The sequence below is a fragment of the Brevundimonas sp. A19_0 genome (assembly GCF_017744255.1).
Lineage (GTDB): Bacteria > Pseudomonadota > Alphaproteobacteria > Caulobacterales > Caulobacteraceae > Brevundimonas.
The window spans coordinates 24112-37208 of the sequence record NZ_JAGHQP010000001.1 but is presented as its reverse complement, the minus strand read 5'-3'; the positions used below and the strand labels follow the sequence as shown (position 1 = coordinate 37208).

At 67.5% G+C, this 13097-nt stretch carries 12 protein-coding genes; 7 read left to right on the top strand and 5 right to left on the bottom strand.

Features of this window, described 5'->3' with window-relative positions:
* Positions 1-2: 2 nt before the first annotated feature.
* Positions 3-740: a response regulator transcription factor gene (locus J7346_RS00200; protein ID WP_209116587.1), complete on the bottom strand. Its 738-nt coding sequence runs from the start codon at positions 738-740 to the stop codon at positions 3-5.
* 82 nt (positions 741-822) lie between these two features.
* Here J7346_RS00200 and J7346_RS00195 point away from each other — a divergent pair, with 82 nt between their 5' ends.
* Positions 823-1698 carry a branched-chain amino acid aminotransferase gene (locus J7346_RS00195; protein WP_209116585.1) on the top strand — a complete coding sequence of 292 codons (876 nt, stop codon included), beginning with the start codon at positions 823-825 and terminating at the stop codon, positions 1696-1698.
* Here J7346_RS00195 and J7346_RS00190 read toward each other — a convergent pair.
* Together J7346_RS00190 and J7346_RS00185 are read right to left on the bottom strand one after the other, a co-directional pair.
* Positions 1695-2633: a DUF4349 domain-containing protein gene (locus J7346_RS00190; RefSeq protein WP_209116583.1), complete on the bottom strand. Its 939-nt coding sequence runs from the start codon at positions 2631-2633 to the stop codon at positions 1695-1697. The two genes, J7346_RS00195 and J7346_RS00190, sit on opposite strands and share 4 nt — an antisense overlap.
* A 66-nt stretch (positions 2634-2699) precedes the next feature.
* Complete coding sequence (locus tag J7346_RS00185) at positions 2700-4985, bottom strand: pre-peptidase C-terminal domain-containing protein (protein ID WP_209116581.1); 2286 nt, start codon at positions 4983-4985, stop codon at positions 2700-2702.
* 166 nt (positions 4986-5151) lie between these two features.
* Here J7346_RS00185 and J7346_RS00180 point away from each other — a divergent pair, with 166 nt between their 5' ends.
* Positions 5152-6426: a nucleoside transporter C-terminal domain-containing protein gene (locus J7346_RS00180; RefSeq protein ID WP_209116579.1), complete on the top strand. Its 1275-nt coding sequence runs from the start codon at positions 5152-5154 to the stop codon at positions 6424-6426.
* 29 nt (positions 6427-6455) lie between these two features.
* Complete coding sequence (locus tag J7346_RS00175) at positions 6456-7076, top strand: glutathione S-transferase (protein ID WP_209116577.1); 621 nt, start codon at positions 6456-6458, stop codon at positions 7074-7076.
* A 30-nt stretch (positions 7077-7106) separates the two neighbouring features.
* On the opposite strand, the gene J7346_RS00170 is transcribed toward J7346_RS00175, so the two are convergent.
* Together J7346_RS00170 and J7346_RS00165 are read right to left on the bottom strand one after the other, a co-directional pair.
* Entirely contained in the window at positions 7107-8306 is a 1200-nt protein-coding gene (locus J7346_RS00170) for a 2OG-Fe(II) oxygenase (protein WP_245157523.1), read from the bottom strand.
* 44 nt (positions 8307-8350) lie between these two features.
* On the bottom strand, positions 8351-8785 hold the full coding sequence (locus tag J7346_RS00165; protein ID WP_209116575.1) for a PaaI family thioesterase: 435 nt from the start codon (positions 8783-8785) through the stop codon (positions 8351-8353).
* Between the two features lie 48 nt (positions 8786-8833).
* On the opposite strand from J7346_RS00165, the gene J7346_RS00160 reads away from it, so the two are divergent.
* From J7346_RS00160 to fliF, 4 genes are all read left to right on the top strand, one after another.
* Positions 8834-9133 carry a DUF3253 domain-containing protein gene (locus J7346_RS00160; RefSeq protein ID WP_209116573.1) on the top strand — a complete coding sequence of 100 codons (300 nt, stop codon included), beginning with the start codon at positions 8834-8836 and terminating at the stop codon, positions 9131-9133.
* Between the two features lie 24 nt (positions 9134-9157).
* Complete coding sequence (locus J7346_RS00155) at positions 9158-10141, top strand: alpha/beta fold hydrolase (protein ID WP_348521426.1); 984 nt, start codon at positions 9158-9160, stop codon at positions 10139-10141.
* A gap of 96 nt (positions 10142-10237) precedes the next feature.
* Positions 10238-11326, top strand: coding sequence for a Glu/Leu/Phe/Val dehydrogenase (locus J7346_RS00150; protein ID WP_209116571.1), 1089 nt, complete (start codon positions 10238-10240; stop codon positions 11324-11326).
* A 123-nt stretch (positions 11327-11449) separates the two neighbouring features.
* Positions 11450-13090 carry a flagellar basal-body MS-ring/collar protein FliF gene (gene fliF, locus J7346_RS00145; RefSeq protein ID WP_209116569.1) on the top strand — a complete coding sequence of 547 codons (1641 nt, stop codon included), beginning with the start codon at positions 11450-11452 and terminating at the stop codon, positions 13088-13090.
* Positions 13091-13097: the final 7 nt, after the last annotated feature.

Here is a 13097-nt window from a genome sequence, read left to right as displayed (position 1 = left end):
CGTCAGTCCGGCGCCAGCATATAGCCGACGCCGCGCACGGTCTGGAGATAGCGGGGGTTCTTGGGGTCAGCCTCGAGCTTGCGGCGCAGACGGGTGACCTGCACGTCGACGGCCCGCCCGGTGATGTCGGCGGTGTCGGGCGACAGGGCCATCCGCTCGACCGGGGCGTGGGCGTGGATGGCGAGGGTCTTGAGCAGTTGGGCCTCGGCCTCGGTCAGGCGCTGCGGGCGACCGCCCCGCATCAGCTCTAGCCGCTCCATGTCAAAGATGGCGTCGCCCAGCTTGATCTCCCGCGGGGTCAGGGGCTTGCCGCCGGTCCGGCGCAGGATGGCGTCGATGCGCAGCGCCAGTTCGCGGGGATCGAAGGGCTTGGACATATAGTCGTCCGCCCCGCGCGACAGGCCCTCGATGCGGTCGCCGGCCTCGCCACGCGCGGTCAGCAGCAGTACGGGCGTCTGCGAGGTTTCGGCCTTGTTGCGGACCCAGGTCGTCAGGTCGAGGCCGCTTTCGCCGGGCATCATGATGTCCAGCACCACCAGATCGAACTCGATCAGCTCCATCAGGCGCCGTGCCGCGGCCGCGTGGGCGGCGCCGGTCACGCGATAGCCTTCGCGGGCCAGGTATTCCTTGAGCAATTCCCGGATGCGGTCGTCGTCGTCGACGATCAGCAGATGCCGGCCCGAGCCGGCGCCCGCCACCGGGCCCGAACGTCCATGCGACCGCGTGTCGGAGGCGCTCATTGCATCCCCTCGCACCGGGTGACGTTGACGTGAGCGAAACCGGGGGCTCTAACCCGAGCACAGCTAAGGGAGACTTTGTTCAATGGCCTTCGTTCCTTTCGACGACCGTGACGGCTGGATCTGGATGGACGGCGATTTCGTGCCCTGGCGTGACGCGAAAACGCACGTTCTGACCCATGCCCTGCACTATGGCTCGTCGGTGTTCGAGGGTGAGCGTATGTACGATGGCGAAATCTTCAAGCTGACAGAGCACAGCGAACGCCTGCGCCGGTCTGCCGAACTCCTGGATTTCGAACTTCCCTACAGCGTGGCCGAGATCGACGCAGCCTGCAAGGCGACGTGCGAGCGGATGGGCCTGAGCGACTGCTATGTGCGGCCCGTCGCCTATCGCGGCCCGGAGCAGGTCAGCGTCTCGGCCGGCAAGACCAGGGTGCATGTCGCCATCGCGGTGTGGGACTGGCCCAGCTATTTCGATCCCGAAACCAAGGCCCGGGGCATTCGTCTTGAGTGGGCCAAATGGCGCCGCCCCGACCCGATGACCGCCCCGACGGCGGCCAAGGCCGCGGGCCTCTACATGATCTGCACCCTGTCCAAGACGGCGGCGGAAAAGCGCGGCTATGCCGACGCCATGATGCTGGACTGGCGCGGCTATGTGGCCGAGGCCACCGGCGCGAACGTCTTCTTCGTGCAGGACGGCGTGATCCACACCCCGCCGGTCGATGCGATCCTGGACGGCATCACCCGCCAGACGGTGATCGCCCTGGCCGAGTCGAAGGGCATTGAGGTGGTCGTACGCCACATCCGGCCCGAAGAACTGTCGACCTTTTCGGAGTGCTTCCTGACCGGCACGGCCGTGGAGGTGACCCCGGTCAGCGAGATCGGCGAGTACCGCTTCACGCCGGGCGCGCTGACCCTGGATCTGATGGAAACCTATTCGCGGCTGGTGCGGCGCGCCTAGTCGAGGGGCGGCGGAGGCCGTCGCTCGCGCCGGACGCGGACCCAGCGGCGCACCAGCCAGCCCACCGGCAACAGGATCAGCGCAAGGGGCAGCAGACCGGCGACCAGATAGATCAACCCGCCAAGGGTCGCCATGAAGACGCGCAGCGAGTTTGCGAACGCATTGCCGACAGGGCTGAAGGCGCTGTTCGAGGCAAACTGCGTCTCGGACTGATAGGTGATCGTCAGCTGCGACATCGCGACCCGATCCCGAAGCACGGCGAGGGCCGAGCGGGTCGCATCCAGTTCGCCCTGCACCCGGGCCAGTTCCCGTTCGGTCTGCAGGAGCTGTTCCAGCGGGCCACTGCGGGTGGCCAGCAGCTGCTGCAGCCGGTCCCGCAGGGTCTCGAGCGCGCGGAGCCGGGCCTCGGTGTCGGTCAGGGACCGGCTGAGATCCTCGGCATCGGTCTGGCTGGACGCGATCCGTCCCCCGGCGTCGTCCGCCTGTCCCTCCAGCCTCGCCCGGAAGGTGGTGAGCCAGGCGGGTGTCGCCCTCACCCTGAGGGTCGCAGAGACGCGGTCGTCGCCGTACGCCTGGCTCTCGGAGCCCAGGATCTGGCAGACGCGCGGCCCGGCCTCGACACAGGCGGCCTCGTGGCGGCTGCGCATCGGGTTGACCTCATCCGCGGGCAGGTCCAGCGCATAGCGATAGCTGTAGGCAATGGTGCTGACCGGCTGAACCTCTGGCGCGGGCGCGCCCGATGACGCTCCCCCGGCCTCGGCAGATGTGGCGGCGGCATCGGTCGCCTCTGTGGGGCCCTGCGGCATGACGATCACCGGCTCGGCCATCGCCATGTCGGTATCGGCGTACTCGGCAGCGCCCTCGCTGCCGCTCCCATCGCAGGCAGAAAGCCCCAGTGCGATCGCCAGCGCCCCCAACATCATGGTCCGTCGCATCTCACCCTCCTCGGTCTGATCACGGTTCCGTGATCAGGAGCCCGGATCAGGGCGAAAGGATGACCGTCAGCCGCGATCGATCCGGATCACCACATCGTCGACCTGCACACCGCCGCGTTCCACCACGAGGTGCTGGTAGCTGCGCTGGCCATCCATGGTCTGGGTCTGGACGTCCATGACCTCGGCCGCGAATTTGCGCCGCAGATAGGTGGTCAGCTCACCGGCGGTGATCAGGTCGTCCCCGTCCATGTTGGCCTCGCCCGTCAGTCCGGTGCGCAGGAAGTGCGAGAGATAGCCACCGGCCTGGAACTTCACGGCCACCTGGCTGGTCAGATCCTCTTCAGAACTGAACAGGCCGATCACGCCGGGGCGGTCCACCACATTGCGGGCGAACCCGCCCGAGAAACAGCTGTCCAGCACGATCAGGGACAGGCGGGTGTCGAGCGTATCGAACAACTCGGCCATCTCGGCATCGGTGATCAGACCATCGCGCATGACGATGCTTTCCGTCCGGCCGTCCGGCTCCAGCGCGCTGTAGCTGCCGGCTTCCTGCGAGCCGTGGCCCGAATAGAAGAACAGGAAGATGTCGTCGGGCCCCGCCTGGGCCGCGACCTCGGCGAAGGCCCGGCGCACGCCGTCGACCGTCGCCTCGGCATCCGTGAGCACGATGCTGGCGGGGTTCAGCACGCCCTCGCGGCGCAGGTCCTCGGCCAGTTTGATCGCATCATCGGCCGTATAGGCGAGGTCCCCGGCAAAGCCGCCATAGTCCGAGATGCCGACCATGATGGCGAAGACGCGCGGCCCGCCCTGGACGCCCGCCTGACGCGGGGTGCCCATGCTGAGGCCCGCCGTCAGGCTGTAGGCCCCGACCTCGCCCGGTGCGAAGCTGGTGACCGAGACGGTGTAGTCGCCGTCGGCGGGCAGGGTGACGTCGATCCGGCTGTTGGTGCCGTTGGGCCCGTCATCGTTGTCGGCCGACATGTCGTCGGGACCGCGCATGAACAGATAGGTGTCGAAGGCGCTGGATTGCAGGTCGAGGGCCACCCGGTCCCCGCGCCGGCCCGAGATCACATAGCGGTCGGTGTATTCGCCGGTGGTCAACTGCTCGTCACTGGCCGACAGACTGCCGCTCAGGGCCACGCCGTCCACGAAGCTGTTGCCCGCCCGGGGCGAGGCCGCCGTCTGGACGCTGCCTGCATCGGTGCTGCTGAGGGCCAGGCGATAGGTGCCGGTCTCACCCGGTGCGAAGCTGGTGGCGACCACATGATACTCGCCGCTGGCCGGCAGGGTCAGGACCAGACGGCTGTTGACGCCGTCCTCGCCGCTCTCGTCGTCGTCGTTGGCGACCGCGAACTCTCCCGGGCCCTGCACGAACAGATAGGGGTCGAACTGGTCCGAGCGCAGGGTGACCTCGATGTGGTCGCCCGCCTGTCCCGAGAAGGTGTAGATGTCGATGTATTCGCCGGAGCGCAGGGTGTCGTTGCCGTCCTGCAGCCGCCCCGTGATCGTCTGGCCGAGGCGCAGGGCCGAGGTGCTGCCGCTGGCGGAGGCGACGCTCGTTACGCCTCCGGCCTCCTCGAGGACCAGGGTATAGGCCCCGGTCTCGCCCACCTCATAGCTGGTGGTGATGATCGAGACCTCGCCCGTGTCGGGCATGACGAACTCGATGCGGCTGTTGCGGGTCCCCCGGCCGGTCTGGTCGTCATCATTGTCCTCGCTGACGCCTTCCCCGCGGACCATCAGATAGGGGTCGAATTCCGCCGAATTCAGCCGAACGACATAGGTCTGTCCGGGCGTCCCGGAGAAGGACCAGCTGTCGGCATATTCCCCGCTGGAGATCGCGCTGTCTAAACTCGACAGCTGGCCGACGCTGGTGCCGGTTTCGGCCTGGCCTCCACCGCGCGCCGCTATCTGCGGACCGGTCCCTTCCACGAGGGACAGCGAATAGCGGCCGCTTTCCCCCGGAGAGAAGGTCGTGGCCTGAATCCGGTACTGGCCGGTGGCGGGCAGGCGCACCGTGAGCTGGGAATCGACGTCGCCCTCATCGCGGTCATCGTTGAACTCGGCGAAGCCGGACGGCCCCCGGATCATGACGTAGGAGTCGAGGTCGCCCGAGGACATCTGGATCGTGACCTGCTGTCCGGCCCGGCCCTCGAACACATAGACGTCGACATATTCGCCTGAGGTCAGCTGGGCATCGCCGTCCTGCAACCGCCCCTGCACCTCACCGCCCAGACGGATCGGGTCCTGGGCCTGCGCCGGCCCTGCCAGCGCCATCAGGCCTGCCACCGCTGCGAAGGCCGCACCCGCAAGCGAGCGGAAATGTCCGAGGCCCCGTTTCGAACCGGTCATGGCGCGTCTCTCCCCCAATAGAGGGCGCCAGACTATCAACGGTATGCGGGCCTGCAAGACTGTCCGAACCTGACGAAACAGGTGCGCGCGCAACTTGCTCTTGCCAGCGGGCGCGGGGTGGCGTTCAAGCCGGACAGGGCCGCGCGCGGGCGACGGGGGAGTGCCGATGTTCACCACACTGAATGCCCAAAGCATGCTGGGCCTATGCGTCGTCGTCGCGATCTGCTGGCTGCTGTCCGAGAACCGCAAGCGCTTCCCATGGCGGCTGACCCTGGGCGCCGTGGCGGTGCAGGCGGGGCTGGTGCTGGCCCTGTTCGCCATTCCGGGCTCGCAGAATGTGCTGGCGGCCATAACCGGCTCGGTCGATGCCGTGGGCGCCGCCACCAATCAGGGTGCGCAGTTCGTGTTCGGTTATCTGGCGGGCGGCGATCAGCCTTATGCGGTCAGCAATCAGGGGGCCCTGTTCACCTTCGCCTTCCAGGTTCTGCCCCTCATTCTGGTGATCTCGGCCTTGTCGGCCCTGCTGTGGCACTGGAAGATCCTGAAGGCGATCACCTATGGCTTCGGCCTGCTGTTCCAGCGGACCATGGGGCTGGGCGGGGCGTCGGCGCTGGCGGTCGCGGCCAACATCTTCCTTGGCATGATCGAGAGCCCGATCGTCATCCGGGCCTATCTGGACAAGCTGACCCGCTCCGAACTGTTTCTCATGATGGTGGTCGGGCTGGCGACCGTCGCCGGCTCGACCATGGTGGCCTATGCCGCCATCCTCGCACCCGTGCTGCCCAATGCGGCAGGGCACGTTCTGGTGGCCTCGATCGTCTCGGCGCCCGCGGGCGTGCTGCTGGCCCGCATCATGATCCCCGAGACCCCGGGGCAGGGCGGGGAAGTCGCCGACTATTCCGCCTCGCTGAAATACGACTCGTCGATCGACGCCATCGTGAAGGGCACGTCGGACGGTCTGATGGTGGTGCTGAACATCTCGGCCGTGCTGATTGTGTTCGTTGCGCTGGTCGCCCTTGTGAACACCATGATTGGCGGCTTCTGGCTGTTCGGAGAGCCGGTCTCGGTCGAGCGGCTGCTGGGGTGGCTGTTCATGCCGGTGGCGTGGCTGACCGGCGTCTCCTGGACCGATGCGGGTGAGGCCGGGCGGCTGCTGGGGGTGAAGCTGACCCTGACGGAGTTCGTCGCCTTCATCGAATTGGGCAAGGTCCCGCCCGAGGCGATCAGTGAGCGCACCCGGATGCTGATGACCTATGCCCTGTGCGGCTTTGCCAACATCGGCTCGGTCGGCATTACTGTGACCGGCCTGTCCGTCCTGATGCCCGAGCGGCGCACCGAGGTTCTGGGCATGGTCTGGAAGGCGCTGGCGGCCGGCTTCATGGCGACCCTGATGACCGCCTCGGTGGTCGGCGCCTTGCCCGCCGGGGTATTCGGCGGCTAGGGTTTCGAAACGCAACCGAGAGATCCGCCATGAAGCTCTACGACAGCCATCGCGCCCCCAATCCGCGCCGGGTGCGCTGGGTCATGGCCGAGAAGGGCATCGAGGATGTCGAGGTCGTGCAGGTCGACCTGCTGGCCGGCGAGCACCGCACGCCGGAATACCGGGCGAAGGTCGGGGTGCCACACGTGCCTGCGCTCGAGCTGGACGACGGCACCTGCATCTCGGAGTCGGTCGCCATCTGCCGCTATCTGGAGTCGGTCTATCCGGAGCCGAACCTGTTCGGAAACGACGCCCGCGAGCAGGCCATCGTCGAGATGTGGACACGGCGCTGCGAATTCTATCTGGCCAATCCCGTGATGCTGACGGTGCGCTTCACCCACCCGGCGCTGGCCGTACTGGAGGCCACGCCCCAGCCGCAGGTCGCCGATTACAACCGCGTGGCCGCCGAACGCTTCATGAAGACGCTCGACCGCCATCTGGAGGGGCGCGAGTTCATGGCGCTCGACCGGTTCACCATCGCCGACATTGTCGCGGTGGTCGGACTGGATTTCGCCCGCCTGATCAAATACCGCCCGCCGGCCGAGCTCGAGAACCTCAATCGCTGGCTGGACGCCTGCCGGGCCCGCCCCGCTGCCAAGGCGGGCGTCTGAGAATTCCGGGAGGCGTTTCACACGCGCGGACTAGGCGCGATAGCTGGCATTTCCGTTTTCCAGGAATGGCATATTCGCTTCCCGCACTTTCGCGGCGGCGTCGTCGTAGAGAAACGGCAGGAAGGCGAACCGCTCCCCGCGCGTGACCGGCGACACGGCGTGCAGCAGTGAGCACGAAAACACGATCGCAGCCCCCCGCTGCGGCTTGTACGTGCGAGGTCCATATTCCGGGAAGCCGATCTCTCCGCCATCGAAGTCGTCGTTCAGATTGATGGACACGGCGAAGCGACGGTGCGCCGTTCCCTTGGTCGTGTTGTCGCGGTGCGCCCTGAAATGCCCGCGTTCCGCTTCATCGTACAGCGCCACCAGATAGCGCTCCATGCGCGTCACGTTGAACTGATGAACCTTCTTGATTTCCGGGACGATCCTACGGTGGATACGCTCTCGCGCGGCGCGGATCAGCGCGGGGTCGCCCAGAAGCAGGTCTCGACGGCGCTTGTGGTTCGGATCGGTTGCCACGACCGTCTTGCCGTCTCGCTCGACCATGAAACCGGACGGCTCGCCCCCCTTGGCACGGTACGCGCCAATCAACTGCTCGCAGAGCGCGGCTTCAAACACGTTCGGCAAGTGAAGGATGGGCGCGGTGGTCTCCATCCCGCCCAGCATGCCGATCGGGGGTAGCGCCTTGATGAGGCGGATCAGCTCGTCCCGATCCGCGCCATCCGACCTCATCGGGATCACGGCGGCCACCCTGAGCGTCGGATCGACGACGACCCAGAGGCGTCGAGGCGGCCCCCCGTCCTCCAGCGATGCCGCCCCGTAAAGGCGGCTGATTTTCAGGTCGTGGTCAAAAAACCACCGCACCCCCGGCAGGCTCTGCTCCAGGCGCTGCTCATCGGCAGGGTCGACCGACACTCCGAAGAAGGACGCCTTGGCGTCGTCGAACAGGGCGCGATGGTCCGCCAGGATCGACAGGGCGCAACGGCCCTGCTCGTCCGTGCTGGACTGGAAGAAGCAAAGCACCAGATAGCGGCCTGCGGCGCTGCCGAACACGTAGTCGGGGTTGCCGCTGGATCTCTGACGGAAGGTGGGCGCGGGGTCACCGGCCAGAACATTTCTGTACCGCCAGCCTGGCCCCGTTCCCCGACCGGCTGAGGTCGAAGCTGGTCCTGTCGTCTCCATGGCGGCCACCCTCACCTCATCGGGGCCACGGGTCTTGTCGATGCCCAAGGCCATTGCGTCCTGAGGACTGAGGGATAGTTGCCTGCCGACAGTCAAGTTCGCGGTTTGAATTTCCGGATGACGCCCGAGAAGGTCATCAGCACCCGCTCGCCGGCATTGATCTGGCCGCGGACGAAGATCAGGCTGCGGCCGGCGCGGATCACCTCACCGGTCGCCTCGACCAGTTCGCCGACATAGGCCCCGTCAATGAAGGTGGAGTCCAGCTGGACGGTGACGCCCGAGGCGCCCTCCATCTCCTGATAGGCCGTCTGGAACAGGGCGATGTCGGCAAAGGTCATGAGGCATCCGCCGTGCATCCGCCCACCCGCATTCATGTGCTTGGGCTCGGCCCGGAAGGCGCAGCGCATCCGCCCGTCCGGGTCCGGCCGGAAGTAGAAGGGGCCCACCACCTGATCGAAGGTGCCGTGCAGGTCATAGGTCTTCCAGCCGGCGAACTCGCCCTCGGTAACGGTGATCTTGGCGACCATGGTGATCCTCTGCTTCTTCTTCGTCCCGCAATGCCGCATATAGGGGCAATGAGCGACCCCATCGAAGCTACCATTCTCGAAAAACTCGAAGCGCTGGGCCCCGGCAAGAGCATCGAACCGGCCGACGTGGCCAAGATCCTCCAGCCCGAGCAGTGGCAGCGCATGCTGCCACGCGTTCGCACGACCGCGCTGGGGATGATGCGGCAGGGGCGGCTGGTGATCACCAAGAAGGGCAAGCCGGTCGACCCGTCCAGCTTCAAGGGGGTGACGCGCCTGCGCCTGCCGACGGCGGAAGAGGCCGAGGCCCATGCCCGGGCGAATCCGCCGGCCGCGGACGATGCGGACTGATCCGGGGCAGTCGGTGTGCGGATCGTGAGGCGATCCCTGCTGCTGATCCTCGCCCTGGCCCTGACGGGGTGCGCGGGGCCCTATGTCCAGTCGCCGCTGGTCCCGCCCGAGCGCCTGGGGTCCGCCAGCATGACGGAAGACCGGTTCCTCATGCCGGACGGTGCCGCCTTGCCCTATCTGCACTGGGCACCGGAGAACGGTGAGCCCTGGGCGGTGATCGTCGCCCTGCATGGCATCAACGATTCACGGGCGGCCTTCCGTCTGGCCGGACCCTGGTGGGCCGAGCGCGGCATTGCCACCTATGCCTATGACCAGCGCGGCTTTGGCGACGCGCCAGGGCCCGGGCTGTGGGCCGGGGACCTGATGGCGCAGGACCTGGGTGAGGTGGTGGCCCTGGTCCGGGCGCGGCACCCTGGGGCGCTGATCGCGGTTGCGGGGGAGAGCATGGGCGGCGCCGTGGGCATCACGGCCTTCGCCTCGGAGAGGCCCCCTGACGCCGACCGCCTGATCCTGCTGGCGCCGGCGGTCTGGGGCTGGTCCAGCCAGCCGCTGCTGTACCGCATGTCCCTGTCGGTTGCGGCCTGGACCTTCGGCGACGTGGCGCTGGAGCCGCCGGAATGGGCGGCGGATCAGGTGCTGGCCAGCGACAATCTGATGGAGCTGATCCGGAGCGGCCGCGATCCAGACCAGACGCTGACGACGCGCTTCGACGTGCTGTATGGCCTCGTGGACCTGATGGAGGACGCCGGGCAGGGCTTGGGACAGGTGCGGGTGCCCACCCTGTTCCTGTACGGGGCGCACGACGATCTGGTGCCGGACCGGGCGGTCCATCAGGCCCTTGGGCGAGCCAGCCCGATGCCGAACCTGCGCACCGCCTTCTATGAGGACGGATACCACATCCTGAACCGCGATCTTCAGGCTGTGCGGGTGTTTCAGGACGTCGAGGCCTGGCTGCGGGATACCCGGGCGGCCCTGCCTTCGGGATCGGGGGCGATCCGCGTTCCCTGAACCGCGTGACGCAGCGTAAGGTCAAGCTTGCTCCGCCCGGGTAACCCGCGTATCAGCGCCCGCAACAAAAATACCCGGGAAAGGCTCGTAAAGGGCATGACACTGTTCGATTCGCCGTCGTTCGCGAACCATGAGGGCGTGCACGCCTTCTATGACGAAAAGACCGGCCTCAAAGCTATTGCTGCGGTGCACTCGACCGCGCGCGGTCCTGCCGTGGGCGGCACGCGCATGTGGAATTACTCCACGGCCGCCGAGGCGCTGGAGGACGTGCTGCGTCTGTCGCGCGGCATGAGCTACAAGAATGCCGTGGCCGATCTGGAGATGGGTGGCGGCAAGTCGGTGATCATCGGCGACAGCCGGACCCAGAAGACGCCGGAGCTGTTCCAGGCTTTCGGTCGCGCCATCAACACCCTGGGCGGCATCTATTACGCCGCGGAGGACGTCGGCGTCTCGGTCGAGGATATCGCCGAGGCCCGCAAGGAAACCGAATATGTCGTCGGCCTGTCGGGCGGCAAGGAAGGCTCGGGCGATCCCAGCCCCGTGACCGCCGAGGGCGTGTTCCGCTCGACCCTGACGGTTGCCCGCCGCCTGTGGAAGCAGGACGACCTGACCGGCCTGACTGTTGCGGTGCAGGGCATCGGCCACGTGGGCGGCTATCTGGCGGACAAGCTGCACAAGGCTGGCGCCAAACTGGTGATGACCGACGTCAACACCGGCCTGCTGGAAGAGGTCGCGGCCCGCACCGGCGCCGAGGTCGTGGCTCCGGACGCCATCTATGACGTCAAGGCCGACATCTATGCGCCCTGCGCGCTGGGCGCGACGCTGAACCCGCAAACCCTGGACCGGTTGTCGGCCAAGGCCGTGGTCGGCGCCGCGAACAACCAGCTGGCTACGCCCGAGATCGGCCGCATCCTGTTCGAGCGCGGCGTGCTGTATGCCCCCGACTATGTCGTCAACGGCGGCGGCATCATCAATGTGGCGTCGGAAATGGCGGCGCGGAACAGCGGCGGCGCCTATGACCCGGCCTGGGTCGAGGGCAAGCTGGCCCGCCTGATGGAGACCCTGGGCGAGGTGCTGGAGCGTTCGGAGCGCGAGCAACGCCCCACGCACGAGGTCGCCGACTCCATCGCCGAGGCCCGCATCCAGGCTGCGGCCGACGAGAAGGCGCGCGCCCGGGCCGCATGACCGGGCAGGGTTAAACCCGCTTAAGCACCTTTCTGCCCCGTCTCTTAACGCGCCGTTTACTATGGGGGCGGCACTTTCTGCCTAGCGGGCGTGTCGCCTGTGAGTAGGGGTGTAGAGGCGCGCGTGGGCGGCTTTTCAGCGGCGGTGCAAAGGTTTGGGATCGGGCGGCTGGCTGCCCTGGCGGGGGTTGCCGCCGGGGTGGCTGCGGTGCTCGTAGTGCTGATGCTGCGCATCGGCCAGGCCCCTGATGCCTTGCTCTATTCCAATCTGGACCTGCGCGAGGCCGCCGAGATCACCTCGGCCCTCGATACGGCGGGCATCAAATATTCGTCGCGCGGCGACGGCTCGACCATCTTCGTCAGCCGCGACGAGGTGGGCACGGCCCGTATGCTGGTCGCCGGCAAGGGCATCGTGACCAGTGGCTCGGTCGGCTACGAGATCTTCGACAACCAGTCGGTGCTGGGCCAGACCGAGTTCCAGCAGAACCTGAACGCCAAACGCGCGCTGGAAGGCGAACTGGCGCGCAACATCATGACCCTGCGCGGGGTCACCATGGCGCGCGTGCTGATCGCCCTGCCCGAGCGGGCCCTGTTCCAGGCCGAGGCGGCCGAGCCCACGGCGTCGGTCGTGGTGGGGCTGGGCGGGCGCGACCTGACCGCCGACCAGATCCGCGGCATTCGCTCGCTGGTGGCGTCCAGTGTGCCGAACCTGAAGCCGACCCGCGTCACGGTGATGGACGACACCAACCGGACGCTGGCGGCCGGCGGCGACGAGGACGGCTTCTCGGGCGCCAGCGCCGACCGGATGAAAGCGACCACCGAGGCCCAGCTGCAGGCCCGGGTCATGGACGTGGTGCAGGGCATCGTCGGCCCGGGTGCCGCGCGGGTGCAGGTCACCGCCGAGATCGATCACAGCCGCTCGACCACCCAGGAGCAACGCTTCGACCCCGATGGCCAGGTGGTGCGCTCCATGGCCACCAACGGCTCGACCTCGCAGGACACCACCGGCCAGTCGCTGGCAGGCGCGACCGCGACCGAGAACATTCCGGGGGGCGAAGAAGCGGGCATGGTGGCCGAGGGCTCGACCCGTGAGGACCTGACGGAGACGACCAACTACGAAATCTCGAACACCACCACGACCACCGTCCGTGAACCGGGCGAGGTCAAGAAGCTGGCGGTGGCCGTGGCGGTCGATGGCGTCTGGACGCCCGGTGAAGATGGCGCCGAGCCCACCTATGCCCCGCGCTCGCCCGAACAGATCGCCCAGATCGAGGAGCTGGTGAAGGCGGCCGTGGGCTTCAGCGCCGAGCGGGGCGATGTGGTCCGGGTCAGCAATGTCGAATTCAACCGTCAGTCGGCGCCGGGTGGCGGGACCGAGGCAGGCAATGGCCTGTTCGACTTCACCAGGAGCGACATGATGCGCGGCATCGAGTTGCTGGTGCTGCTGATCACCGGGATCCTGCTGATCCTGTTCGTGCTGCGGCCGCTGCTGAAGGCCACGACCGGCGGCGGCGCGGCCGGTGTGCCGGCGATCGCCGGAGCGGGCGGCAATGGTGTGACCGCCGTGCAGACCATGCCGGTCGGTGCGTCGGGTCAGGCTGCGGCCGGCCAGCTGACCGGTCCCAGCGACATGGAGCAGCGCCTGGATATCGCCCGCATCGAGGGCCAGGTGAAGGCGTCGTCGGTCAAGAAGGTCTCGGAGTTCGTGGAGCGGCACCCGGAGGAGTCGACCTCGATCCTCCGTAACTGGGTGCAAGAAGGCTGATGGCACG